Genomic DNA, 25,813 nt, shown 5'->3' with positions numbered 1-25,813 from the left:
CGATCAGGAGAGAAAGTCCTGGTTCAACACTCCGTAGTGCTGAGTATTACTGGCCTGCGCCCAGCATCTCGCTATCGATCACAATGCCTTCTTCAGCACCCTTTAACACAAGGTTTGCTTCATAGTATTTACCTGAAGACAGCAGTTTTTGAGCGCTGGCAACGGCTTTACGCGTCTGATTCAGGGGCATCAGGTATTGGGTCTGAAGCACGCTGATACCCGCCAGTTGCAAGGTATCCACAGCACCTTTCCAGTCGCCTTTAGCCATTTTGCCATTCGCTGTATTGATAGCGGATTCTTTAGCTGGGGTGGCAATATAGTCTTCTGACAGCGCAATCGTAGCGTTAATAATCACGTACTGATCGTCAATCATCTTGGCTTTAGGCGCAGCTTTTACAAATTTCGCCCAGTCGTGGCTGTCACCTGCAAGCAGGGAAGCGGCGTCATCGGTTAACTTTTTAGCACTGTCAGGCTGTCCATGAAACAGGGCCAGACGGGCAAGCTGAATATCACGCATCGCGTTTGCACCTTGTACTGCGACCTGCATAATATCGGCAGCTTCTTTTTGTACATTGGCGGTAGCAGTTTGTGCCGGCGTGGTAGTGGTAGCTGCCAGTACCGGGGCTGAGCCCATCATGGTTGCAAGCAGACCTGCAAGAATAATCTTTTTCATTACTTTCTCCTGAATAAATTTGGTATATCTCACCAAACGAAATAAGCATATTAAATAACTTCGAAGAGTAGAATCAGAGCCAGGATAGAATAATGAGCGTTTAATCTTACAGGTGTCAGACGTCTGACACGTGTAGGATTATACGGATAATGACATTCCTTTATTCTTATATACGAATTCGGAGTGAAAGTCTTATCATCCCATTGTAAGTGATATGTATTAAGTGAATATTACTCTTTTATTAGTAGGTTACATTGCGTTTCTATGTAACGGAGGATGTATGTTTGTTTTTAATCAGCAAAGCCTGAAAGCATTTAATGAAAAAACACTATTTCATTATAAAAGACACGCCACAATCATGGCCGTGCTGTTGTTGGTTTGCGGCATCTGCTGCTTAATCTATCCAATCGCTGCAGGTATTTACTTAAGCTATGCAACAGGTTTTATGTTCCTGGTGTGCGGCTTCTATTCTATTTACAGCCTGTTTTCCTCGGGTAAAAAGCAGTTGAAAGCCAAATTTACCTATGCCTTTTTTGCTATCGCATGGTTGCTGCTGGGATACTGTTTCCTCGAAAATCCTGTGATAGGTATGAATTCATTGGCAATGGTTTTTTGCTGCCTGTTTATTCTTGGCGGGATTTTTCGTGTTGCTTCCGGCGTCAAAATGTTCCGCAGTCCGGGCTATGGATGGAATATTTTTATCGGTATTTTTGACCTGCTTATTGCAGCCGTATGGCTGAATATGGATCCCGACCGTTCTTATGTGTTTACCTCCATCTTTATAGGCGTTGAGATGATTTTTAGTTCTTTGGCTTTTATCAGTCTGCGCAGAAATGCGTCGTTGGTACAAACTGAAAAACTCGCCGATAAAAATTAATGCTACTTCTGGAGCGCATTGTGAATATTAAATTGATTGTCTCTGCAGCTATTCTTATGACCTCTGTTATGGCGCCGATGAGCCGTGCTTTTGCTACACAGGCAACGGAAGCGGCGCCACAAGATATGACCTGTAAAGAATTCGTTGATATGAGTCGGCAATACATGACAGCAATTGCCTTTGTGATTGTTAATAAAAATTCGGACTTTAAAGGCGATGATTATGTTCCCCTGCATGAGGTGGAAACTGTCGCTGTACCGAAGATGATTAAAATGTGTCATCGACACCCTGATACTAAATTGGGCGAACTGGCCGTAAATCTGAAGGGTTCCGGTCTGCACTATTGATTACCCGTTTTGATAGCCTGGCATGAGTCAGAATTGACAACCTCTGTACCTACCTTAGTTGTTACCCTACAAGAAAAAATCCCCGTAATGTTTACCCTGCTATCCACGAGAAATTCGCTGGATAGCAGGGTCCGCTAACAACCGTAGACCTGATACGCGAAGCGCCACCGGGCATTGATTACCCGCAGAGCAGAGGGACTCAAGTGTGGTGGAGAATGCCACTCTTAACGTAGTCACAGTATCGTCACTGTAATGAAATGAAGAACTTAAAGTGAACGGAACCCTTTCTCTGAGAGAGCATTGAGAATCCCTGGGATTTAATAAACTTATCCCAGGGATAATCACGTACGAGGGCAGGGAATCAGCGCCGTGTTTTGAATCGCGCCAGCATGTTTTCTACGAGAACAAAGAACAGCGGAACAAAGTAGATCGCCAGCACTGTTGCGGCCAGCATCCCACCAATAACACCCGTACCGACGGCATTTTGCGCGCCAGAGCCCGCGCCGTTGCTTATTGCCAGAGGGATAACCCCTAAGATAAAGGCCAGTGACGTCATCAAAATAGGGCGTAAGCGCATTTGCGCGGCCTCTACTGCGGCTTCAAGCGGCGTTTTTCCTTCCTTTTGCATGATCTCGACGGCGAACTCGACGATCAGAATGGCGTTTTTAGCCGAGAGCCCCATGGTGGTGAGCAGGCCTACCTGGAAGTAAACATCATTGCTCAGGCCGCGCAAGTCGGTCGCCAGCAAAGCGCCGACCACCCCGATTGGCACAACCAGCATTACCGAGAACGGTATCGACCAGCTTTCATACAGTGCCGCCAGTGCCAGAAACACGACGATCAGCGAAATGCCGTACAGCATTGGTGCCTGGTTTGTGGACAGCGCCTCCTGATAAGACAGACCGGTCCAGGCATAGCCGACGCCCGCAGGCAGTTTATTTATCAGCGATGCCATAAATTTCATCGCATCGCCGCTGCTTTTCCCTTCGACCGGCTGGCCCAGAATTTCCATTGCAGGCTGACCGTTGTAGCGTTCAAGGCGGGGAGAACCGTAGGTCCACTCGGTGGATGAGTAGGCCGAAAGCGGCGTCATAGCGCCGGAGGCATTACGTACGTACCAGTGATTAATATTATCCGGCAACATACGGAACGGCGTATCGGCCTGGACATACACTTTTTTAACGCGTCCCTGATTCAGGAAATCATTGACATAGCGACTACCGAACGCCGTAGAGATGGTCTGATTGATATCCGATAATGCAACGCCCATGGCTTCTGCCTTCGTGGCGTTGACATGAATGCGGAACATCGGTGTATCTTCCAGACCATTCGGGCGCACCCCGTCGACCTCACCGGACGACTGGTTGGCCAGCGCCAGAAGCTCGTTTCGGGCCTGCATCATTTTTTCATGCCCAAGGTTACCGTTATCCAGCAGCTCCATGTCAAACCCTGAAGCCGTTCCCAGTTCTGCAACAGCGGGTAAATTAAACGGATAAACGACGGCATTATTGATGGTGCTTAAGGCCATCATCGCCCGTCGAATAATGGCGGTAACTGAGTTTTCTTCACCAACGCGTTCTGACCACGGTTTCAGGCTGATAAACGCCAGACCGTTGTTTTGCCCCTGGCCGCTGAAACCAAATCCGCCTACGGTGAAAACCGAAGCGACATTTTTCTGTTCTTTCGTCAGGTAGTAATCCGTTATTTCCCCGAGCACTTTGCTGGTGTTCACCATCGTCGAGCCCGAAGGCAATTGCGCGGTGGTCATGAACACCCCCTGGTCTTCTTCAGGCAAAAAGGAGGTCGGGGTACGTAGAAACAGCACAATCATGCCCGCGCCAATCACTAAGTACACGACCATATAACGGCCTGTGCAACGTAGCAGTTTACGGGTGCTGTCCGTGTAGTGCTGAGTACATTTCTCCATAAAGTGATTGAAACGGGTAAACAGAATATGTGTGTTTGCTTTTTCTCCCTCGTGGGATTTCAACAGCATGGCGCAGAGTGCTGGCGTCAGGCTCATCGCCACAAACACCGACAGCAGCATGGAGGAGATTAAAGTGATAGAAAACTGACGGAAAATTTCACCGGTTGCTCCGCTCATAAATGCCATCGGCATAAATACGGCGGATAACACAACGGCAATACCGACCAGCGCTCTCTGCAACTGGCCCATCGCTTTGTGGGTCGCCGCTTTTGGTGACAAGTGTTCTTCGGCAATAATGCGTTCTACGTTCTCAACCACCACGATGGCATCATCGACTAACAACCCTATCGCCAGCACCATGCCAAACATCGTGAGCGTATTAATCGAAAAACCCGCGACGTCGAGTATCGCAAAGGTGCCAAGGATCACTACCGGAACGGCGATTGTGGGAATAAGCGTTGCGCGGAAACTTTGCAAAAACAGATACATGACGAGGAATACCAGAATGATTGCCTCGATCAAAGTATGAAAAACCCCCTGAATCGAAATTTCGATAAACGGAGTGGTGTCATAGGGATAAACGGTTTTCATGCTGGCCGGAAACCAGGCCGATAATCTGTTCAGCTCCTGTTTGACTGCCTGGGATGTTTCCAGGGCATTCGCGCCAGCGGCAAGTTTAATTGCAATCCCGGCGGCGGGTTTTCCGTTGTAACGTGCAACCGTTGCATAATTTTCCGCACCCAGCTCAATTCGCGCGACATCGCGCAGCAGAACCTGGGAGCCATCTTGCTGAACTTTAAGGAAGATCTTGCCAAATTCATCAGTAGTTTGCAGGCGCGTCTGGACGATTATCGACGCATTTAGCTGCTGATCGGCTGACTGAGGCATGCCTCCCAACTGCCCACCCGATATCTGATTGTTCTGAACTTTGAGTTGGGTAATGACGTCCTGAGGTGTGAGGTTATACTTGTCGAGCTTTTGCGGATCCAGCCAGATACGCATGGCGTATTGCGAACCGAATAACTGTACGCTCCCCACCCCGGCAGTGCGGCTTATTGGGTCTTTGATGTTCGAGGCCACATAGTCGGCAATATCATATTGGCTCAGGCTGTTATTATCAGAGATAAAGCCGGCGACCATCAAAATATTGCTGCTGGATTTATCAACACTGATCCCTTGCTGCTGTACTTCCTGCGGTAAAGAAGGCATCGCCAGCTGCAGTTTATTCTGTACCTGAACCTGCGCAATATCGGGTGACGTGCCCGTTTTGAAAGTCAGGATAATCGACGCATTACCTGCCGCATCGCTGGTGGATGACATATACATCAGGCCATCAAGACCATTCATATTCTGTTCAATCACCTGAGTTACGGAGTCTTCAACGGTCTTTGCGTCTGCCCCTGGGTAGGCAGCGCTGATGGTAATGGTTGGGGGAGCAATTTGTGGATACTGGGCGATCGGCAGGTTCATTATCGCGATACCGCCCGTAAACATCATGATAATGGCGAGCACCCAGGCGAAAACCGGGCGCTCAATAAAAAAGTTGGCCATGAAGAAAGTGTCCTTAATACCTGAAATATTACTGTTCAGTTCCCGCGTCAGGAGTGTTCAGTTTTGAAGGGAGGACCCGGGCTTTGATTCCCGGACGAATTCTTTGTAATCCGGACACAATGACCCGATCGCCGGGGCGTAATCCTGCGGTCACCAGCCATTGATTGCCAACAGCCTTCACGGCGTTTATTTCGCGCAGTTGCACCACGTTTTGCTGGTCAAGGATCAGCGCGGTGGCTTTTCCTTGTTCGTTATGCGTAATCCCTTGTTGGGGGACCATCAAAACGTTCTGCTGGCTGCCTTCGTCCAGCAACGCCGTGACATACATGCCGGGTAAAATTTCACCTTCAGGATTGGGGAACACGGCGCGCAAAGTCACCGATCCGGTGGTCTCATCGACGGCGGGATCGGAAAACTCAAGCGTACCGGTATGGCGATAAGGTTTGCCGTTTTCCAGCATCAGCTCAACTGGAATTTTGCCTTGTTGCTGGGCAATTTTGCCGTTGGCTTTCTCTTCTTTCAGGCGTAAGAAATCTTGTACTGACTGTGTTAAATCAACATAAATCGGATCCAGCCGCTGAACGGTGACCAGCGCGTTTTCCTGATTTGCGGTGACCAGGGCACCTACGGTTACGGAGGATTTACCGCTGATGCCATCAATCGGTGAGGTGACATTAGCGTAATGAAGGTTGATGGTGGCCTGCTCAAGATCCGCTTTGGCGACGGCGACATTGGCTTCTGCTTCATTAAGCTGTGAGCGTGTCGTGTCGTAGTCCTGGCGGCTGACGTAATTGGATTTTATTAACGCTGACTGCCGATTTAATGTCAGACGCACATTATTGGCCGTCGCCAGTGCCTTTGCCAGCGCGCCTTTGGCTGAATCCAGTCGTGCCTGCAGCGGGGCTGGATCAATTTGATACAGTGACTCTCCTTTGCTGACTTTATCACCTTCAATAAAGTTGCGTTTTATGATGATCCCACCAACCTGAGGGCGGATTTCGGCGATCTCGAATGAAACCGCGCGACCTGGAAGTTCACTTTTAATATTCACTGAAGAGGGCGCTAAGGTAACAACGCCGACCTCGGGCTCCATCGCGGTGGTTTTTACTGCAGGTTTATTATCGCAGGCGGTGATGATGACGCTACTAAAAAATAATGGTATCAACAGTAAGCATTTTCTGTTCATAGTAATCCCTGAATAAATCGTAAACACCAATGTTCTTTTATTACAGGCAGGGTGGAAGAGTTATCGGTAAATAACAAAAGATGCTCAGGCATGAGATGGCTAAAGCCCATTTTTTCGCTCAAGTGTTAGCGGGTAAAATTATATGTAACAGGAAGAATGCGTGCTAAGCGAAGGATCTCATAAAGCAGGATGGCGCAATAAGGTCAACGCGGGGTGATGTGCTGGGCGTTTGTCAGTACCCGACTCCGGTATATATTCGCGCCATCTTACTACAGAGATTATTTCACTAGCTCCGGAGTTACCTGAGTTACTGTATTAGCGTAGTAGGGGGCGCCCCACATGGGTTCAGGCCAGAATGAGCCATAGCCGTAATCCCACATATTATAGGTGGTGTTGACTGACTCTGTTAAATGCCAAACCTGAATACCTTGTAAATCAACTTTAACAAAGTTGTACGGGACTTTGTTGATGAATCCTGGTTCATCTCCTTGAATTGTCCCCAAAATAGTAACGAAATGGTTTCTGTAGTTTACCGGATCGAGAAAACCTTTCTGCTGGGCAAGAATACGCCCCTGATAGCTCGCGTCTATTTGCGGTTTAGCATAGTTGTTCAGTGGCAGAACGGCGATTTCCAGTAATGTATCCGTTTTGCTGTTAATCACATTGATGACTTTACCCCCAAAGCGGGCCTGCTGACCGGTATATAATCCCGGTTGGTTATGCACGGAGATAAAGTTTTTTTGTATATCTGGTTGATTATTACCTTTGATATTCTCAGGAATTGAAGCGCATGACGCCAGGGTGAAAGCAAGGGCAACAATTATCAACCCTTTTGTTTTTTTCATTTTACTTTCCTGCTAAAAAAAAGACAGGCCTATAGTAACCCTTTGCTCATTATTGTCAGCAAACGTGCCGTTGATTATCTAAAATTAATATTATTGTAGCTTATGGTAATAATGGACTGTATTTTATTTGGTCGCTGGATGAGGGCGAAAGTGTGTGGCGACAGGGAAAGCGATTTACTGTCGCCACACGTGGAGTCAGGTCCAATGCGTTACCGTGGCCCTGCTCTGGTTTAGCCTGGCGGGTAGGCAATCCTGGATTACGGCTTATTACTACGATTTACTAACGCAGACGTTCGTTGGCGAAAAGGTATTGCCTAACAGGTAGGCATTATCAATTTTATATATTTGCGCACGCTTACTGGGTGTGAACGGGTCATAGATATTATGGATAAACATCTCATCCGACACGTTATCCAGACTGTGTTTACTCATTTTCACGTCTTGCAGAAAAACGATGCCTTTATCTTTTATCCGATAATTAAAACTGACGGAGCGTTGCAGGATAAGGCGACGTCCTGGGCGGTTGTCTGCCAGTGGGGTTGTGGTAATAATCCCTGAGAAATCAATGACGCCAGTGTTATCTGTTTGCAACTGGATCATCAGGCTACCATCGTATTTCCCACCCCCGGGCAGTTCGGGTAGTGAAAGTGTGGAGACGCAATGCACGCTTATTCCCTGATTGACTGGAATGAGGGTGATTCCATTCGCGCTTAACAAGGCGCTGACAGCGACCAGAACGGCCGCTCCTGCAAGTAATATCTTGGTTTTATATTTAGTATTCATGGATATAAAGGTCCTTGCATCCAGCAAACTTTGTTTTTTCTGCATTATTGAAAGTACAGCGGGATAAAAATATGCGACCTTTTTCGCCGTAGACGTACAGATCGTCAGGCTGGAAAATAAACAATGCGCCAGCCAGACACTTCAGGTGTAAATCAGCCATTTTTTTGGCTTTTTCAAGTTTCGCAGTTGCCACTTCTCGTGAGCTTTCAAAAACGGTATAGACCGGACAGAGATCGATATTGCCAAGTTTATACAACTGCACGACGGGAAGGTTGTTTTGAGTGCTGTTAAACAATGTGTTGACTGGGTAAAGAAGCATGAATAACGAGACGCCCCCAGCTGCAAGCAGCATCATTTTTACGCGTTTTGACAGGGAAGGTGTGGCTTTTGCGGGAGTGAGGGACGCCGCGGAAACCAAAGGCGGTTCCTCTATGGTGGTTACCAATCCTTCAGCGATGAAAAAGCCGACCCGTGGTACGGTTTGAATAATCTCGTGTTCACAACCGAGCTCCTGTAATCCTTTACGAATCAAAGAAATATATTGGCTTAATGAGTTGTTTGAGGCTTGCAGACCATTTTTGTCCCAGACATTCGTAAACATCTCTTCTCTCGAGACTACTTTCCCTTCCTGCTCGAGGAGATAGGTGAAGATCCTGTTTGCGGTAATAGACAGGGTGAGTGAGTTGTCCGACGGACTCAGACTCGCCAAAACGCCATCATCAGTCCTAAATGTAACTTCATTGTTAATTAGATATTTCATTTTTTCATCATTAACAGGGTATTACGTAATTATAAACCATAGTGGTATTTCTTCTTCACTACAGTATCGTGAGAGGTGACAGGGCCGATGCAGGAGGAGGGGGCATTTGAGCATTGTAAAATATCCCCTCTGGCATAAAAAACTATGAAATTGTTCATTTTAAGTATAAATACCTACTTCACTCTGATTAAATTATAAGAGTGCTACTATTTTCAGATAGACCATTATAATCATTCGCCGGTTTGAGAACTGCGTAATTCTGAGCCTCTGGTTGATTTACAAATTGTCAGTAACTTTAGTAAGTGGCATTTTTTATAATGAGTAAACGAAAAGTTACTTAAGTAAAATAATCGAAAAATAGTATGGTATCAAGCATCTTAAAAAATAATTAGAAAGGCTTTGATATTTTTCACTTATTACAATCAACCCCTGGCGGTACAGCTGGCCGCGGAACTTGCTTATCGCGAGGTGTGTTTTCGACTGACTGAAATCCCTGTTTCTCGCAGTTATAATTTAAGTAACTCAAATGGGTTATGTTTTTCAATATAACCCATGCAATAAGATTTCTCTTATAAGTTGTTAGTTGTTTAAGAGCTGTTATTATAAATTTTTTACGAGATATGAAATAAATTAATATGCGTTTTATTTAATTTGAAATGTTTGTTTATTGTGTAGAAAATTAGGTCATCATATTACATTGTTTATGCAATTCATTAACAGTTGCTTATGTGTTCCTGTAATGATGTCGATATTTAAATCTATAATTAATTATCTTTTTAGATAAAGCATCTATAAATTGCAAATTTATCAGTATAAATAGATTGATTGTTGATGCGCTAATACCATTCGTCATGTACAGATCGCTCAATGTTTCAGCGGAAAAAAACTCCAGAGAAGAGGTATCTGACCGCGGGGTAACTATGAGCATCCCATAATGCTATGTGACCACGAATTTTTCCCAGGAAGGGTATTCGTGGAATTATTCGGAATGGTAATGATGAACAAGATTTTTAAAGTGGTATGGAGTGTTTCGCACTCTTGCGCGGTTGTTGTTTCTGAACTGGCAAAACGTTGTGGTGCTTCTGTGGAAACCAATAGTTCTGCCCGCATTGAATCTGGAACGCATAAATTCAATATTTCAAGAATTGCGCTAAGTATAATAGGTGCCGTACTGGCTACGCATTCAATATATGCTTTTGCCGCTGACTACGTCTTGCCTGATTACTTACCGTCGACTAACGCTAATGGCGCAGGGCAACTTGTTGTCGGTGACGGTGAAACCATGAATATTATCACCGGTACTAAAGGATATGGCAGCATCGCCTCTGGTGCATCGGGCTTTAAAACGATGACTATTCAGCAGGCAATGGATAATGGTTATATTTCGTCAGGAAGTGAAAATATAAATCTGACGCAGACGACTTTAGGTGGTCGTACCCACAGCATTCAATACGTTGACCCCATCACCGGGGCTTCGCGTACAGTCCAGGTGTATGACAGCGATAATTTTGCTTCTACCAGCGTTGGCGATCTGACGACTTATCTGGGGGTCAGCGTCGGTGATGGGCAGTATGTGAATATGAAGTTGGCGACAGTGACATCAGGCGGCACGCTTGATGTGAATGTTGGTTCAACGGGAAGCGACTGGGCATCAAACTCGGCAAATATCTTCAATGCTGTCACCAAGGTCTCTGGAGTTTATAACGTTGAGAGCAGCGCCAGTGACACCAAAGACGCGGTACTGAATTACAACGCCAAAACCATCGTGCAAAGCGGTAGCGTTGGTAATGTCGCGAAAAATACCGGTAAAGATTATAACTTTGATACCGCAACCTATAACGGCACCTTCTCCAGCGCGCTTGGCGAGTATACGGTTAATAATCTTGATGATTTAAAAAACTACAATGATGCTCTGGTGAAAGCCGTAGAGGCTGGGCAACTTTCGCCCACGGACTACGAAGCTGAGCTTCATAAAGCCTATACCACGGAACAGAAAAACATTCACTTCGACACCAATATCCCGGATGGCGATGCGGTGTTGCAGGCTGCGAATCGTGATGTGAACAGTTTTATTAAAGCTTCCGGTGCGCGCTCTGTCGTCAATATTTCTGCTGATGCCAATATTCAGGCGGTTTTTAGCGATACCTCCGTGGTGACGCTGACCGACGGAGCCACCCTCAATAACAACGGCACACTGGGGGTTGCCGCCGGTGCAGCCGGTGGTGATTATGTCGTTTCAGCGCGTGATAGCATCGTAAATAACAATGGAATTATTGATGCGGGTACCAGTCTTGATGTGAAAAATGCGTGGGTTGGCGCCCATACCGGGATTCTCGCGACCGGGACGACAAAGGTACAGAACGACGGCGTCATCAACCTTGCCTCGCATCAGGATATCTATAACGCCTATGGCGTGCTGATGAATGACACGGCGACCTTTATTAATAACGGAGTAATGAATATTGCCACCGGAGGTGAGCCTGCGAAATCTTCCGATGGTGTCTATACCTACGGCGTGTTTGTTCAACGTAATGCAGTGGCTACTAATAACGGGACGCTCTACATCGGACGAACTGCACAAGCGGTAAAAGATGAGGCGACCAGTGAAGTCCAGGTCACTCTTCCAGCCATTGGTATGTTTGTGAAGAGTGGAACCATCAATAACACCGGGAACATCACGATCGGAGAAAAAGTCGAGAATGCTGTTGCCATTCAGGCAAACGGCAGTGCGTCTCCTGGTGCAATCAACGTTACCCAGGACGGCGTCATTGACATCAATGGCATCGGCTCAGCGCAAAATATTGGCCTGATGGGGATTAACGGTGCAAAAGGGCTGGTAAACAGCGGCACGATTAACCTCAATGGGTACAGCGCCAGCGGTATTGAACTGCAGGGAGGGAGTCAGGCGCTTCACTCGGGCACGATAAATATCACCAATGGCAGTACCACGGATAATACATTAAAAAATATTGGTGCCTGGGTCGAAGGGACCGGGTCTCAACTCACGATGAGTGGGAGTGTGAATCTTGCTGCTGATAACGCCATTGGTCTGCACGTTCGTGACGGCGGTGTTATCGATATTACCGATACGGGCAAAGTCTCATTTACCAGTGGCAAAAACCAGATTGGCTATTTTATTTATGGTGAAGGTTCAAAAGTAAACGCCTCCTCTACCAATACGCAAGATGTCTCGACTGAAGGGTCAACATTATATCGCATAGAAGGTGGTGCGACTTTTGATGGCAGCGGGTCGTCTGGTACGACAATGACGGCATCAGGTACCGACAGCACTATTCTGCAGGTGACCGGGACGGGGAGTCATTTTGATTCCGGCTCGCAATCGCTGAGTATCACGGGTGACGGCGCGACCGGGATTCGGGTTGAAGGCGGAGCGGATGGGGTTATCACCAAAGACGCGGTGATCGTGAAACTTTCCGGTAAAGACACCACCGCCGGGATTGTGGACGGTAATTATTATGACTTGTCCGGGAATGTCGATGAAAATCAGAAAGGTGACTCAACCCTGACCAGTTACGCCACGCTGAATACCAGCAATACGGCGGATGGTGCTTTCGGCTACATCGCCCGAAACGGCGGTACGCTCAACCATAAAGGCAGCATCGACTTTGGCCAGGCGGGCAGCACAGGCGTGCTGGTTTCCGGTGGTACGTTGAATAACGACGGCGACATCAAGGTAAATGGCGTGGCGGTCAGCATCGAAGGCGCTGATTCCGTTGTGAACAACAATGCGACGGTTACCGCGACGGATGGCACCGCAGCCTATCTCGTGGGCAATGATGCGTCATTAAGTTTGACGGGTTCGGGAGAAACCAAAGCATCGGGAGACGCGCACGGTATCTTGTTGGCCGCCGGTGCGAAAGGTCTGCTGGTCGATGGAGCCATCATCACGATGGACAGTACGGGTAAAGGAAGCGCGATTGAAAACGTCGCCAACATTGCGGGTATCCAGCTAAAAGATACAACTATCAGTGTGGGGAATGGAATCGGTATTCATACCGGAGCATCCCTGGCGCAGACCAACTCCGGAACGGTTAATGTTACGGGGAGCGGTACGGGGATCCTGTTTGAAAATATCGACGGCAGCGAAACGAATCAAACGCTGGATATGTCTGACTCGCGCGATCTGGTTATCAATGTTGAGCAGGCTGCGGGTAAAGGGATCGTCACCAATGCGTCAACCGACCTGAAAACGGGCGTCAGCGTTAACGTACTCGACGCTAACGGTGGTGAAGCGTTGATTGTCGGTGGCACGACCAAAAATGTTGAACAGGCTGGTGAGTTGGCATCGAAATCGACCAGCCACGCGGTGGTGAATGTTGATAACGGTTCTCTGGAAACGTTTATCAATAAAGGCGTTATTAAAGCGCTGGATGCGTCGCAAAAAGCGGTAGAAATGCTCTCGGGGGCAGGCGTCGCGTTTACTAACGCGGCGGGAGCCAGCATTGTTGGTCAGGTTAACCTGATGAGCGGTGATAACACCGTTATGCTGGAGTCTGGCAGTACCGCAACCGACATCAAGACGGGCAGCGGTAACGATCTGTACCTACTGAAAGATGTCAAAGAGACAGAAACCTCACTGTTTACCAGCCTCAATGGTGGTGATGGGGAGGATACACTTCAGTTGAATAACGCACAGTACATCCTCAATCACGCCGATGCTATTACCGGCATGGAGCATATCGATCTGACTGCTGGTTCAGTATTTACCGTTAATAATGTTGATTTTGCGTTGGGTGATAACCAAAACGATGTGACCGGTACGGGTTACAACATTGATACGACCAGCACCTTGTCGCTGAATTCTGAAGCTGCGCTGGCTTTTAATAGCCATCTGGCGGGAACCGGAACTGTCGCCGTTGATGCCAGCGGTAATGCGTTTGATTTTACCAGCAACAATGCGGCAGATGGATTCAACGGTACGCTGGCGCTAACGAACAGCACTTTTGAGCTGGCTGGATTAAATACTCAGGCGCTGAGCCAGGCAACATTAAATGTAGGCGAGGGGAACGTCACCCACGTGGGGTCCGGTGAGCAAAATATCGGAGGCCTGGCGTTTAACGGCGGCACCGTCAGCTTTGACGGGGTGACGCCGGGGCAGAGCAGTTCCGAAGGAACAATTCATGCTGGCGCGATGGATCTCTCCGGACGTGGAACCGTGCAGGTTGATACCGGCACGATTACGAACGATCGTCCGCTGGCTGATACCACGCTATCTCTTCTTGAGCAGGACGATGCGCAGTCCCTGATTCAACTGGCAACATCTGATTCTTCCGTCACCGGCGGTGCGGGCAATCTGACGCTGACCGATAGCAATGGCAATATCATCAGCGATGGGGTTGAAGCCGGTATCAGCCAAAATGGCGAGATTGTTGCGAATGGAACCTATGATTATCGCCTCACCGGAGGGGATAACGATGATGGACTGTACATTAGCTATGGTCTGACACAAGTCGAACTGCTCGCATCCGGAGACAATGCACTGGTCCTGGATGCGAACGGAAAAACCGGTAATGCCGCAGATCTGAGCGCTCGCGTGACTGGCAGTGGCGATCTGGCGTTTGACAGCGCCAAAGGCCAGACGGTATCGCTGTCGAATATGGATAACGATTACACCGGTATCACCGATGTGCGCAGCGGCAACCTGCTGATGAAAAACGATAATGTTCTGGGACAGACCGGTGAACTACGTCTGGCCGCCGATACCGGTTTTGACATGAATGGTCATAGCCAGACTGTCGGTAAGCTGACGGCGGGGGCTGACTCACTGCTGAACATCAATGGCGGTAGCCTGACCCTGGAGCAGGGCGGAACAGCCGATGGAATATTGACCGGAAGCGGCGCGCTAAACATCAATGGCGATACGCTGACCATCACCGGTGAAAACAGCACGCTGACGGCAAAAACGACCATTGCAGAAGGCGCACGCGTGCTGATGAACACGACGCTGGGTCTCGGCACGGGCGATATTGTGGCGGCGGGAACGCTGACGATGAATAAGGCGGCAGGTGTACTTTACAACAGCATCAGCGATGCCGGACGGATTGAACTTACCGAAAGCGATGTCGCGCTGGTGGGCAATAATAGTGCCTTTACGGGACAATTTGCTATTGATGCGGATTCCCGGCTCACCGCGTTCACCGCAGAAAATCTGGGCAGCGCAGAGGTGCACAATAGCGGTTCACTGGTGCTGGACAGTCATACCGACTGGCAGCTTAATAACGACGTTTATGGTAGCGGCGACGTGACCAAGCTGGGAGCCGGATCCATTACTGTCGGTGATAACGCCGCCTGGACGGGGAAAACGGATATTGAGCAGGGCGGCCTGGTTCTGGGGGACGGCACATCTCCCGTCACGCTTGCCAGTACCGAGGTCAACATAGCTACGGCGGGGATGCTCTCGGGTGTAGGGGGCGTCGCAGGTAATGTGAATAACGCCGGTGTGCTGCAGGTGGGTACCGGGACCGGTGACAACCTCCTGTTCACTGTAGAGGGAGACCTGGTTAACAGCGGTATCCTCGCAACCGGTGTGAATGGTCAGCAGGCCGGTAATCAACTGGTGGTCAATGGCAATTACACGGGTAATGATGGTCATCTTTCCTTAAACACCGCGCTGGGGGATGACAATTCCGTTACGGATAAGCTGGTGGTGAAAGGTGATACCAGTGGCACTACTTCTGTCAGCGTCACTAACGCCGGTGGGAAAGGTGCCGCAACGATTGATGGTATCGAAGTTATCCATGTTGATGGCGTATCGGATGGTGAGTTTATTCAGGCTGGCCGTATTGTGGCGGGGGCATATGACTACAGCCTTGGACGTGGTCAGGATGAAAACAGCGGCAACTGGTATCTGACCAGCGGTAAAACCAACCCCGATCCGCAGCCAAACCCGGATCCGGATCCCGATAAAGATCTGCGTCCGGAAGGCGGCAGCTACACGGCTAACCTGGCGGCAGCCAACAACATGTTCGTCACCCGTTTGCACGATCGTCTGGGCGAAACGCAGTATATCGATGCCCTGACCGGCGAGCAGAAAGTCACCAGCATGTGGATGCGCCACGTCGGTGGGCACAACAACTGGCGTGACGGTAGCGGCCAGTTGAAAACCCAGAGCAACCGTTACGTATTGCAACTGGGGGGCGACATTGCGCAATGGAGCCAGAGTGGGCTTGATCGCTGGCACCTTGGCGTGATGGCGGGCTACGGTAACGATCACAGCAATACCCAGTCTTCACGCACGGGCTATCGTTCAAAAGGCTCAGTGAATGGCTACAGCACCGGTGTTTATGCCACGTGGTATGCCAATGATGCGTCGCATAACGGCGCCTGGCTGGACAGCTGGGCTCAGTACAGCTGGTTTGATAACAATGTTAAAGGCGATGACCTGCAAGGCGAATCGTACAAATCGAAAGGGGTTACCGCTTCGCTGGAAATGGGATATGCCCAAAAAATGGGCGAGTTTGCCGGCAGTCACGGAACGCTGAACGAATGGTACATACAACCTCAGGCGCAGGCAGTCTGGATGGGGGTGAAGGCGAACGACCATCGTGAAAGTAACGGTACCCGTATCACCAGCAACGGTAATGGTAATGTGCAGACCAGACTGGGCCTGAAAACCTGGATTAAGAGCCATCACCAGATGGATAACGCTAAAGAGCGTGAATTCCAGCCGTTTGCCGAGCTGAACTGGCTGCACAATTCACGCGATTTCAGTACGACCATGGATGGCGTGAATGTGCGCCAGGATGGAGCGAAAAATATTGCCGAGGTAAAAGTGGGTGTGGAGGGACAGGTGAGTCCTCGTCTTAATCTGTGGGGCAATATCGGGGTTCAGGCTGGCGACAAAGGGTATAACGACAGCGCTGCGATGGTAGGCGTGAAATGGAACTTCTAAGCTGATTCTACCGGGCAAGTTCAGCCAGACTGGCGCATGTCAGTCTGGCCATTTCCTCCTGAAATAATCTCAAAAAGCGTCCTTCGGGGCGCTCTGTTCAACAACACGAGTTAATCATGTCTGTAACCAAGAAAATCACACCCATCATGCTGGTGTTGCTTTTTCTTCTGGCCGGTGTGCTGACGTCATGGCAGCAATGGGATAGAGAGGGACAACTTGTCAGAGAACACGCGATAAATAGCCTGGTCGAAGAAATCGATACGATATTTGACGACGTAAATACACTGGCTGTGTTAGCCAGCGCACATATACAAGAGAATTGCACTGACGATCTGCTACGAAAATTGCGTCTTCTTACGGCGTCTGGCGAGAAGATTCGTTCAGTCAGTATCATCAGGAACGGTGAGTGGAACTGCTCTTCTCTTGAAGGTCGAGAATCGCCGGGGATTATTTCCAATGGAACGACCACACACTCACTGATGATTGAACAGATTTATCGGCTGAACACGGAGATGTATATAATCTATTTTCCGTTTCAGGGGCAGGTGGTAGCTGTTGCAGTATATAAAGCGGCGATCGATAAAATTCTTATGGATTTTGCCCGTAAAGAAAAAATTGATGTGCATTTTTTATTGTATCCAGAAAAACATCCTTTCGTGCAGATGGCCTCGCAAAACTATCCTTTCTGGATTGTGACGGATTCACAGGATGGCATTGCGGATTATGTGCGGGATAATCATTATCTTCTTATTTTATTTGTGGTTCTGTCTTTGCTGTTATATTTCCACTTACGCCGGGCACAGCGGATATCACCGATAAAAATACTGCAGCGTGCGATTAATAATGATGAATTTATTCCGTTTTATCAGCCCGTCGTTGAACTCGCTTGCGGAAAAATCGTCGGGGCTGAAGTGCTTGTTCGCTGGAATCACCCTGAGCAGGGAATTATTCCCCCTAACGAATTTATCCACACGGCTGAACATAGCGGCTTGATCAATGCGCTGACGCTGAAATTGTTGACGCAGGTAGAGGTTGATATGCGGTGCCTTAGGGCTCAGTGTGATATACCATTTCATATCGGTATTAACGTACCTCCACTTTCACTGGAGGATAATGAATTTACCGATGCCACTATCGCTTTTATTCAGCGGATGAACTTGTTTCATATTGGCGTAATGCTGGAAATCACCGAACGGCAGCAGAATCTGATCCGTGAAAGTGTTCTGAGGCGCTTGAAAGAGGCAGGCGCTGCGCTAGCCTTGGATGACTTTGGGACCGGATATTCTAACTATGCTGCGCTGCAACGTATTTCGCCGCGGTTCTTGAAAGTTGATAAGATGTTTATCGACTCACTGGGTAAAGGCGGCGTGAGTGATACTATCATCAGCAATATTGTTCACCTGTCTGAACTGGCCAGGATCCCACTGGTGGCGGAAGGAATAGAAAGTGAAGAACAGATGGAGAGGCTGCGACGGATTAACGTTAGCTTTGGGCAGGGGTATCTGTTCAGTAAACCAATACCCTTTAATGCGTTTCTACGTTTATTATAAGGATTGCTAATAATAAAAAACCGCGAAAGCGGTTTTTTATTATTGAATGGCTGGAAGATTACTCGCTGACTTTTTTCTCAACGGAGGCAGCACCTTCTTTGGTCTTATTCCAGCCTTTCTCGGTACCTTCTTTTGTTGCATTCCAACCTTTTTCAGTACCTTCTTTGGTTGTATTCCAGGCTTTTTGTGAGCCTTCACTCACTTTACTGCTCAGGTCATCTTGTTTACCTTCAGCAGCATGTTTTGCTTTTAACTGTTGCTCTTCGCCCTGATTCTGCGCCTGATGCAGTTTTTCTTTTGCGGTATTGGCATTTTCGTGTGCGGCGGCTACATCATTATCAGTTGCGTGTGTCGTCGCGGCAATAACGGGAGAAGCCAGCAGAATTGCAGATAATGCGATAATTGTCTTTTTCATAATATCCTCGCTTAGCGTTATAAGTTATTAGCGTGATTAAGCATGGCACACGAACGAAGCGCTGGCTTTAGGAAAAAACTGTAAGTGCTGATGACGGTATTTATCCATTTTGTGCAGCTGTGAGCGATCAATACGGTAATTTTGTGGTGGGTCAAAAAGCCGCATTCAGTGTTAGGTTAAATAATAAGTGGTTGTCGTTATTAAGCATGGACATATTAAGTATGTGTAAGTCTCCCCGCAAAACGAACCATCAACTTTTAGAGCGTCTCTGGCATACAGCGGACAGGCTAACTGGGCTAAAGGTCTTCTATGAGGTGTGAGTTCAACGGGTTGATGCAACGCTATCCTTAATCCAGGGGGAAGTTCAACTTAAGCGTGTACGCTTACTTTGTACTAAGATACTTATCGAACAGATGCTTTAAGATTTTGTCTCAGAATCAAGATGGATTTATCAACATGACCAGAACAGAAAGGCTTCTCGAACTACTACAGATATTAAGGGCGCAAAGATATCCGATCACTGCATCCACTCTCTCTGAAAAATTAGGAATAAGTGTGCGCTCCCTTTACAGAGATATAAAAACGCTACAGCATCAAGGCGTGTGCATTGAAGGTGGTGCTGGAATTGGTTATATCATTAAGTCTGACTTTCATTTGCCACCCTTAAACCTTTCTCATGAAGAAATCAATGCTATTACGCTTGGGTTAAATTGGGTATCTCATAATACGGATTATGATTTTAAAAATACCGCAAGGAATGCACTTGCCAAAATCCACGCTGTCATTCCCGGTGAATTAAAAAATCTTATTGAGAGTCAATCTTATCTGATCGGTCCTTCAGAAAATAATGAGGTGTTTTTTGAAGACATCCGCAATGCTATTAAAAATCGCAAGAGAATCAAAATAAAGTATTGTGACAAGAAAGATACTTACTCTTCTCGAGCCATATGGCCCATCGGATTGGTATATATGGAGTCATGCTGGCTTTTGGTTGCATGGTGTGAGATGAGAAATGATTTTCGTCATTTTAGAACTGACAAGATTGAAGAGATAGTACAACTGGGTTCCATATATAGAGAAAGCAGGACAGTTTTATTGAAAAAATGGAGAATAAAAGAAGGAATCAGCGAGGAGAAAGAGTACTGACAAAAACTGTCACAGCTAATTTGTATACTAACCCAGATGAAAGACTCAATTCGACTTCATAGGGTGAATTATGAATTTCCAGAATAAAGTTGCTGTCATAACAGGAAGTACTGCAGGTATAGGTGAGGCAGTCGCAGAGCAATTACACAAACATGGAGCTAAGGTCGTTATTGTCTCCCGCTCGTCAGAGCAGGCTAAACAAAAAGCGAAACGATTATCTTCACAGGGACAACAAGCGCTGGGGATCGGATGTGATGTGTCTCAGCCCGAACAAGTACGGCAAATGATAGATGAAGTTATCAAAAATTTCGGCAGACTTGATTGTGCTGTAAATAACGCAGGCTTAACAGGTGAACATGGTAAAAACATAACCGAGCAGACGGTTGAAAACTGGGATAAGGTCATTGCCACCTCATTGAGCGGCGTTTTTTACTGCCTAAAATATGAAATACCTGAGATGATGAAATTTGGTGGCTCTATAGTTAATTTATCTGCAGTAAATGGTCTGGTTGGCATTCCTGGATTAGCACCTTACACCGTGGCTAAGCATGGTATAATCGGTTTAACCAAAACCGCAGCGCTAGAGTTTGCATGTCAAGGCATTCGAATCAATGCAGTCGCTCCGGGCTATGTCCAAACCCCACGAATGAGTGAATTTCCAGAAAATATCGTACGTAGTTTCGCAAATAGCCACCCTATGAAAAGGATGGCAAAAATGCAAGAAATAGCAGACTTCATTCTGTTTTTGCTGTCAGACAATTCAGGGTTCTGTAACGGAGGAGTATATCCAATCGATGGTGGTTATTTAGCAGAGTAAAATTCCTCTATAGCGTCAGAATATAGAGTTAACTCTTGTGTTGTAGGGCTAGTGATAACAATATTTCCAGTCTGGATTAACAAAAGTATAGATGATCGGCTCTCCATTGGTCCATTCATCATGCTATTAATAACTTCCGCTGCTGGCACGTAGTGGCCGGTCCGTTACGTGAGGGTCACCTCGGAGATTGTCACGCTGATTCTGCCAGTTGTCGCTGCAGGAGCTGCAGGCTGGTTCCCTCCCATGCTGCAGCCGAGCCGACCACATACAGGTTTTTCTTGGCGCGTGAGGCGGCTACATTGATTATGTTTGGCAGATTCGATTTCCTTAACGGAGAGAGGTTTAGTTTGTCTTGCCATTGTCGGGTTTCCATAGTTTTAGGCACCTCAAAAACAATAAAGCTTTATGAGGTGCCTAACAAGGTGCCTAAAAGGTTCGGATTTAATTAGTTGGCATCAGATTTCGTGGGACAAATTGAGGGCACAAAAAAGCCCGCAGGGCTTGCGCCGTGCGGGCTCTTAGGACTTCATCGGATGACTCTGGTAATCACCGATGGAGAATTTTGGGCTGGCGGAGTCTGAATAAATTACTCAATGCTTTAAATATAAAGGATTTTTCCGTATTCAACTTTCAGTTGTGTACCTAAACGTGTACCAATTAAAGGATCTCAGGTTCAGCAACCTTGCTCCAGCGGAGACGGCTAATGGACTTGAATTTTGCTATGCCTAGTTGATTTCGCTCATTTCTAGACTTTGACCCCGGAGCTTGAAGAGCTGCGACTACTACATCTCGTGATGCTTCATACATGGCAAAAGCATCATAATTTTCATCAAGCAAAACTAAAAGAACAGAATCAAATGGCTTAGATATATCAATAGCACCAATTCTCGCAGAGACTTTTTTAGGATCAGGCATATATCGACCTTTGATTTGAACTCTATATTCTTTCCCGTCCAAAATCTCAGTCGCATCGTATCCGGACTGACGTGCTGAACATAGTGACAACCCGAGAAGAGTTGCAGCTTCATGTTCAGCTATTTCTCCAGTGATTCCGAGAGGCTTATTGGTTAATTTGTAATACCTTAGCGCCACATCTTTAGCTTCATTTAGTATGTTTAAAATTTTTTCATGGTTTTCTTGAAGCAAAGTAGTCCCCATAAAATTCCCTTTTGCTTAACACGTTACGAATTAACGTGCTGTCTTGGTGAGGCTTTCAGCTAACTTGGATCTTTCCATAAAGTATGGAGAGCTACATCATACTCAAAAAAAGTTTTTTTGCATTTAACTGTTCACACTGTTCACCATGCTTATTTTCTATTTTAAATCATAAAGATAAATGGTGATGAGTTGGTGAAGAGTGAACAGTCGACTCTTCACCTTTGTGTTTTTTCTCGCTCTGGATGCGCCCGGTCAGGCGATGTGGTGGAGGGATAAAAAGTTTTTTCAGGTTTTACTGTTCACACTGTTCACCTCTGGTTTTTTATCAATAATTTCATGGTGATACAGGGTGAATATACGGTGAAGGGTGAACAGTGGATTGTTCACCCTGTGGCAATGGTCAGAAAGGAAAAGACCGGCTGATGCCGGTCTGAGTGAGGTTATGTTGCTGTGGGGTCATCGCACTTCGGCAACCAGTCTCCGTAGCTTTCCTCTTTCAGCGACAGATTGGTTTGTATCCCCTGCTTGGTGTGCCGCTTCTCATAATTCAGGCCGTACTCTTTCAGCATCATGGGCAGCCCCAGCCCGAACATTTTCAGGCTGAGCACGTTCCTGTAGCCGTTAGCCTCCATATAGGCCAGATACGCGTGATAGAGATATTTACGATAATTACGCGGGATGATGCTGGCATTCCCCATAAACATCCCGTTGGTCTGCGGCAGCATTTCCAGATAGCCGCAAAAATCAAACGTCGGGTCAGCATCGCGCTTGATGCTGAGTGCCTCGTCGGAGTTCTGCTGCGACTGGAGCAGTGCGCACGCGGTCATCGGGTCGCTGAATTTCTGCATAAGCTGGCGCACAATGACGGCCAGCTCGCGCGCAATTTTATCCCTGAGCTGCGGGTCGCGTTCCTCCGGGGCAATCTGCTCCGGGAAGTGAATAATCACCCGGCGACGCGACACGCCGCCGCTGCGGTCGGTGAAGCGCATCGGGTTGTTGTTCACGGCCAGAATTACAGCCGGAATATGCGTGGAATAGGGGTTCTGGTATTTCGGGTCAACCGAGACCGCATCGCCGCCGGTGATTGCCTTGAGTCCTGCGCCGTCACCGCTCCATTTTTCCTGGTCAGGCAGACGGATTAGCGAGAAGCCAATCAGGGATGCTCGCTTGCGCGGGTCTTCCAGCGTGTCGATGTCGGCCGACGTGGCGTTATCCTCTCCGGCGAGCAGGGTCGCGATTTCGGCCAGAATACTTTTGCCACTCCCGCCGGGACCGGTCACTTCGAGAAAGAGCTGCCAGTCGTAACGGTTCGCCAGCACCATAAAAAGCGCGGCCAGAATCACGTCGCGTTTTTGTGGATTTTTACCGGCTGCACGGTCGAGCCAGCGCCAGAAGTTCGGCGCGTGAGTCTCCAGCGTTTCCCCGTCCACCGGCGGGGTAAAATCCACGTCGCACAGCGTGCGCAGCCAGTGCGATTTATGGTGCGGGCTGAATACGCCGCTTTGGGTATCGAGTACCCCGTTGCGAAAGCCAATCAGACGACGTGCCGGTGTATCCTGCTGCGGAATAATCAGTTTCAGGGTCTCCACTACCGAGGCAATTTTCCCGGACGAGAACGGGGCGCGCAGACGCTGGAATAAGTCAGCCACATTCCGTGAGAAAGTGGCGGCAGGGATATTTTTCCAGATGCCGTTTTCATAGCGGGACAGGAGCTGGCCGTTCGCATCCACCGCCAGCGCTTCGCCGTAATGCTCATGCACCCGCAAGGCCTTGTCGCTGGCGCTCATGGCGGTAAATTCCGCTTCGCTCATGGTATCAAACGGACTTTGCGCCGGTGGCCGGATGGCGTCATAAATGGCTTTCCGCGTGGCCTCTTCACCTTTCTGCATAAACGCATCATTCCAGTCACCGAACACCGGCGGCAGGGCAACAATGCCCTCACAGGCATCTGCGGCCGCAGCGGCTTTGCTCTGGCCGTCGCCGTTCAGGTCACGGTCAGCGGCCAGCACAATCTGACAGGCCGGGGACTTCTGACGGGTAAGGCTCGCCAGAGAAAGGAGGTTCACGGAGGACAGCGCCACCATGACGGTTTCCCCGGTCAGGTGATGCACGGTGAGCGCGGTCGCATAACCCTCCGCAATCCACAGGCGTTTTCCCGCCTGTTTTTGCCCTTCAATGGTATGGCATGCACCTTTGACCTGACCGCCTTTCAGGGTGCGTTTGAGGCCGTCTGAATTGATAAGCTGAAGGTTAACCAGTGCACCGGTATCCTCATACAGCGGGACAACCACATCACCGGCGCGGAACGTCACGCCGCCGGTTTTATGCATGACGGTGAGCGTCAGACATTCCCGGTCGGGGAAACCCTTGCGGGTGAGGTAGGCATTGCCGGTGGCCGGTCGGGTTTTCTCCATGAGCCTGACGGCCAGCGCGGCCGCCGCTTTGCGGTCGGCCACAGTTTCGGCCTCTGCGGCCGCAATCACTTCCGGGGCAACCGGCGACAGATTGCCGGTCACGGCGTTCACCTTCCCGGCAGCTTCTGACGGGGTCACGCCAAACACTTTCTCTACCAGCTTAAGCCCGTCACCTGCGCCACACTGATTGCAGAACCACGTCCCGCGCCCTTCTTTATCGTCAAAGCGGAAACGGTCAGAGCCACCGCACACCGGGCAGGACTGATGGCGGTTTTTAATCACCTTCACACCCAGCGCAGGGAGAATGCGCGGCCAGTGGCCGCACGCCTGTTTTACCGTTTCTGTTACGTTCATTTTCATGGTTGTTTTCTCCCTCAGTGCAGTACCGGTGCGGTGATATGACGGGCGCAAAGCTCATCCATCACGGCCAGCCCGAGAAAGGACAGCGACGGGGCGGCTTTGAGTGGTCCGGCTTCCATTAAATCTTCCAGCAGGGCACAGGCAATCTGGCGGCCTTTTTCCTCGCCGTGCTGGCGCAGGTAGAAGCCCTCCAGCTCGGCGGCAATGGCGCTTTCCAGCGCGTCGAGGGTGAGGTGCGGGTAGCGGTGCTGGCGTTCGCACAGGGTCAGCCAGGCACAGGCCACGGCACGACGATAGAGTGCGGCGCGTAATACAGGCGGTAATGAGTTTTTCATACATTGCCCTCCCCGGTCAGCCACTGCTGATTGCAGCGTTCGACCACGCCGTCGAGCTGGGCGGTCATGAGGTAAATCACGGAGGTGAGCTGTAACTGCTGCGTCGGGTCACGACGAACGGTGGCGCAGTCCTGCACCTGCATCAGGTTGCCGACGAGCTGGCCGACGTTGCGCATATGCTCCAGACATTCGAGGTCACGGGCGGTAATGGTGGTGTGTCTCATGCGCGCACCTCCAGAACCGGCAAACGGCCAGCGAACGAGAGGATGTAATCGCGAACGAGGGAAAGGCGTGCGGCGTGCTCGTCACCGGCAACAGTGCGAAGCATACAAATACGGGGTTTACGGTCTGCGCGACGAACGGCAGCAAACACAAAGACAAACTGCGGGTGTGACGGGGTGAGGGTAGTAGCCATGATGGCAGCCTCCTTGAAGTAGTTTGAAAAACTACCACCGGAAACGCCAATTTCACTGGTGGCAGCCCGAACGGGGTTGGCGTAACCGGCCTTCAAGGAAACCGGCCAGCCCGAAGGCTGCCCCGCCCGGACTACCATTATCAGAAAAGGGCTCGGGTGCACGAATAAACACCACAGCCCTGAAAATGGGTGTGCCTGAGCAACGACATAAAAAAACACGCATGGCGCGTGTCGTGTCGCCTTGAAGTTATTCGGAACGCCAATTCCGGCTGCCGATTTTGCGACAGCGGGAAAACTATACCTGGAAACGGCGAAAAGAAGCAAGCCAGAAAAAGGGGCTGT

General features: G+C 48.8%; 19 protein-coding genes. 6 read left to right on the top strand and 13 right to left on the bottom strand.

The window, feature by feature from the left end; genetic code table 11:
- Positions 1-46 precede the first annotated feature (46 nt).
- Positions 47-673: a YfdX family protein gene (locus N0B36_RS12065; RefSeq protein ID WP_016154099.1), complete on the bottom strand. Its 627-nt coding sequence runs from the start codon at positions 671-673 to the stop codon at positions 47-49.
- A 280-nt stretch (positions 674-953) separates the two neighbouring features.
- On the opposite strand from N0B36_RS12065, the gene N0B36_RS12060 reads away from it, so the two are divergent.
- Together N0B36_RS12060 and N0B36_RS12055 are read left to right on the top strand one after the other, a co-directional pair.
- On the top strand, positions 954-1,550 hold the full coding sequence (locus N0B36_RS12060; protein WP_259688186.1) for a DUF308 domain-containing protein: 597 nt from the start codon (positions 954-956) through the stop codon (positions 1,548-1,550).
- Positions 1,550-1,897, top strand: a complete 348-nt coding sequence (locus N0B36_RS12055; protein WP_047358941.1) for an HdeA/HdeB family chaperone — start codon at positions 1,550-1,552, stop codon at positions 1,895-1,897. The genes N0B36_RS12060 and N0B36_RS12055 overlap by 1 nt, the downstream gene beginning before the upstream one ends.
- Before the next feature lie 361 nt (positions 1,898-2,258).
- On the opposite strand, the gene N0B36_RS12050 is transcribed toward N0B36_RS12055, so the two are convergent.
- From N0B36_RS12050 to N0B36_RS12030, 5 genes are all read right to left on the bottom strand, one after another.
- Positions 2,259-5,375 (bottom strand): efflux RND transporter permease subunit, encoded by a 3,117-nt coding sequence (locus tag N0B36_RS12050; protein WP_049282768.1) that lies wholly within the window; start codon positions 5,373-5,375, stop codon positions 2,259-2,261.
- Between the two features lie 28 nt (positions 5,376-5,403).
- Complete coding sequence (locus N0B36_RS12045) at positions 5,404-6,561, bottom strand: efflux RND transporter periplasmic adaptor subunit (protein ID WP_259688185.1); 1,158 nt, start codon at positions 6,559-6,561, stop codon at positions 5,404-5,406.
- A gap of 278 nt (positions 6,562-6,839) precedes the next feature.
- The gene (locus tag N0B36_RS12040) at positions 6,840-7,406 is read right to left on the bottom strand and encodes a Slp family lipoprotein (RefSeq protein ID WP_259688184.1); all 567 of its coding nucleotides are present in this window, start codon (positions 7,404-7,406) and stop codon (positions 6,840-6,842) included.
- A 270-nt stretch (positions 7,407-7,676) separates the two neighbouring features.
- Positions 7,677-8,189 carry a hypothetical protein gene (locus N0B36_RS12035; protein WP_103847958.1) on the bottom strand — a complete coding sequence of 171 codons (513 nt, stop codon included), beginning with the start codon at positions 8,187-8,189 and terminating at the stop codon, positions 7,677-7,679.
- The gene (locus tag N0B36_RS12030) at positions 8,179-8,949 is read right to left on the bottom strand and encodes a winged helix-turn-helix domain-containing protein (RefSeq protein WP_200102793.1); all 771 of its coding nucleotides are present in this window, start codon (positions 8,947-8,949) and stop codon (positions 8,179-8,181) included. The genes N0B36_RS12035 and N0B36_RS12030 overlap by 11 nt, the downstream gene beginning before the upstream one ends.
- Before the next feature lie 997 nt (positions 8,950-9,946).
- On the opposite strand from N0B36_RS12030, the gene N0B36_RS12025 reads away from it, so the two are divergent.
- Both N0B36_RS12025 and N0B36_RS12020 read left to right on the top strand, forming a co-directional pair.
- A complete protein-coding gene (locus N0B36_RS12025; protein WP_259688202.1) occupies positions 9,947-16,861 on the top strand; it encodes an autotransporter outer membrane beta-barrel domain-containing protein in 6,915 nt (2,304 codons plus the stop codon).
- Between the two features lie 116 nt (positions 16,862-16,977).
- Positions 16,978-18,411 carry an EAL domain-containing protein gene (locus N0B36_RS12020; RefSeq protein WP_181633352.1) on the top strand — a complete coding sequence of 478 codons (1,434 nt, stop codon included), beginning with the start codon at positions 16,978-16,980 and terminating at the stop codon, positions 18,409-18,411.
- A 58-nt stretch (positions 18,412-18,469) separates the two neighbouring features.
- Here N0B36_RS12020 and N0B36_RS12015 read toward each other — a convergent pair whose 3' ends face one another.
- Positions 18,470-18,826, bottom strand: coding sequence for a hypothetical protein (locus tag N0B36_RS12015; RefSeq protein WP_016157245.1), 357 nt, complete (start codon positions 18,824-18,826; stop codon positions 18,470-18,472).
- A gap of 456 nt (positions 18,827-19,282) precedes the next feature.
- Between N0B36_RS12015 and N0B36_RS12010 the strand changes: the two genes are divergently transcribed.
- Positions 19,283-19,972 carry a YafY family protein gene (locus N0B36_RS12010; protein WP_200079740.1) on the top strand — a complete coding sequence of 230 codons (690 nt, stop codon included), beginning with the start codon at positions 19,283-19,285 and terminating at the stop codon, positions 19,970-19,972.
- 70 nt (positions 19,973-20,042) lie between these two features.
- Positions 20,043-20,789: an SDR family NAD(P)-dependent oxidoreductase gene (locus N0B36_RS12005; RefSeq protein ID WP_259688183.1), complete on the top strand. Its 747-nt coding sequence runs from the start codon at positions 20,043-20,045 to the stop codon at positions 20,787-20,789.
- Between the two features lie 190 nt (positions 20,790-20,979).
- Here the strand turns inward: N0B36_RS12005 and N0B36_RS12000 are convergent, their stop codons facing one another.
- From N0B36_RS12000 to N0B36_RS11975, 6 genes are all read right to left on the bottom strand, one after another.
- On the bottom strand, positions 20,980-21,162 hold the full coding sequence (locus N0B36_RS12000) for a hypothetical protein (RefSeq protein WP_259688182.1): 183 nt from the start codon (positions 21,160-21,162) through the stop codon (positions 20,980-20,982).
- A 284-nt stretch (positions 21,163-21,446) separates the two neighbouring features.
- On the bottom strand, positions 21,447-21,947 hold the full coding sequence (locus tag N0B36_RS11995; RefSeq protein WP_001592532.1) for a DUF6998 domain-containing protein: 501 nt from the start codon (positions 21,945-21,947) through the stop codon (positions 21,447-21,449).
- 440 nt (positions 21,948-22,387) lie between these two features.
- Entirely contained in the window at positions 22,388-24,721 is a 2,334-nt protein-coding gene (locus N0B36_RS11990; protein WP_259688181.1) for a primase-helicase zinc-binding domain-containing protein, read from the bottom strand.
- 14 nt (positions 24,722-24,735) lie between these two features.
- Positions 24,736-25,056, bottom strand: a complete 321-nt coding sequence (locus N0B36_RS11985) for a DUF5375 domain-containing protein (RefSeq protein WP_103004392.1) — start codon at positions 25,054-25,056, stop codon at positions 24,736-24,738.
- Positions 25,053-25,280: a hypothetical protein gene (locus N0B36_RS11980; RefSeq protein ID WP_102649993.1), complete on the bottom strand. Its 228-nt coding sequence runs from the start codon at positions 25,278-25,280 to the stop codon at positions 25,053-25,055. Before N0B36_RS11980 ends, N0B36_RS11985 begins: the two co-directional genes overlap by 4 nt.
- Positions 25,277-25,813, bottom strand: a 537-nt coding sequence (locus N0B36_RS11975; RefSeq protein WP_259688180.1) for a host cell division inhibitor Icd-like protein, incomplete at its 5' end; no start/stop codon positions are given. The genes N0B36_RS11975 and N0B36_RS11980, both read right to left, overlap by 4 nt.

It is taken from the genome of Citrobacter sp. XY323, from assembly GCF_025106035.1.
GTDB classification, from domain to species: domain Bacteria; phylum Pseudomonadota; class Gammaproteobacteria; order Enterobacterales; family Enterobacteriaceae; genus Citrobacter; species Citrobacter braakii.
This window is presented reverse-complemented; position numbering and strand designations above follow the sequence as displayed.

Excerpts from the sequence above, each read along its gene's own strand:
- N0B36_RS12065 (WP_016154099.1), bottom strand. The coding sequence starts at position 673 with ATGAAAAAGATTATTCTTGCAGGTCTGCTTGCAACCATGATGGGCTCA.
- N0B36_RS12060 (WP_259688186.1), top strand. The coding sequence starts at position 954 with ATGTTTGTTTTTAATCAGCAAAGCCTGAAAGCATTTAATGAAAAAACA.
- N0B36_RS12055 (WP_047358941.1), top strand. The coding sequence starts at position 1,550 with ATGCTACTTCTGGAGCGCATTGTGAATATTAAATTGATTGTCTCTGCA.
- N0B36_RS12050 (WP_049282768.1), bottom strand. The coding sequence starts at position 5,375 with ATGGCCAACTTTTTTATTGAGCGCCCGGTTTTCGCCTGGGTGCTCGCC.
- N0B36_RS12045 (WP_259688185.1), bottom strand. The coding sequence starts at position 6,561 with ATGAACAGAAAATGCTTACTGTTGATACCATTATTTTTTAGTAGCGTC.
- N0B36_RS12040 (WP_259688184.1), bottom strand. The coding sequence starts at position 7,406 with ATGAAAAAAACAAAAGGGTTGATAATTGTTGCCCTTGCTTTCACCCTG.
- N0B36_RS12035 (WP_103847958.1), bottom strand. The coding sequence starts at position 8,189 with ATGAATACTAAATATAAAACCAAGATATTACTTGCAGGAGCGGCCGTT.
- N0B36_RS12030 (WP_200102793.1), bottom strand. The coding sequence starts at position 8,949 with ATGAAATATCTAATTAACAATGAAGTTACATTTAGGACTGATGATGGC.
- N0B36_RS12025 (WP_259688202.1), top strand. The coding sequence starts at position 9,947 with ATGAACAAGATTTTTAAAGTGGTATGGAGTGTTTCGCACTCTTGCGCG.
- N0B36_RS12020 (WP_181633352.1), top strand. The coding sequence starts at position 16,978 with ATGTCTGTAACCAAGAAAATCACACCCATCATGCTGGTGTTGCTTTTT.
- N0B36_RS12015 (WP_016157245.1), bottom strand. The coding sequence starts at position 18,826 with ATGAAAAAGACAATTATCGCATTATCTGCAATTCTGCTGGCTTCTCCC.
- N0B36_RS12010 (WP_200079740.1), top strand. The coding sequence starts at position 19,283 with ATGACCAGAACAGAAAGGCTTCTCGAACTACTACAGATATTAAGGGCG.
- N0B36_RS12005 (WP_259688183.1), top strand. The coding sequence starts at position 20,043 with ATGAATTTCCAGAATAAAGTTGCTGTCATAACAGGAAGTACTGCAGGT.
- N0B36_RS12000 (WP_259688182.1), bottom strand. The coding sequence starts at position 21,162 with ATGGAAACCCGACAATGGCAAGACAAACTAAACCTCTCTCCGTTAAGG.
- N0B36_RS11995 (WP_001592532.1), bottom strand. The coding sequence starts at position 21,947 with ATGGGGACTACTTTGCTTCAAGAAAACCATGAAAAAATTTTAAACATA.
- N0B36_RS11990 (WP_259688181.1), bottom strand. The coding sequence starts at position 24,721 with ATGAAAATGAACGTAACAGAAACGGTAAAACAGGCGTGCGGCCACTGG.
- N0B36_RS11985 (WP_103004392.1), bottom strand. The coding sequence starts at position 25,056 with ATGAAAAACTCATTACCGCCTGTATTACGCGCCGCACTCTATCGTCGT.
- N0B36_RS11980 (WP_102649993.1), bottom strand. The coding sequence starts at position 25,280 with ATGAGACACACCACCATTACCGCCCGTGACCTCGAATGTCTGGAGCAT.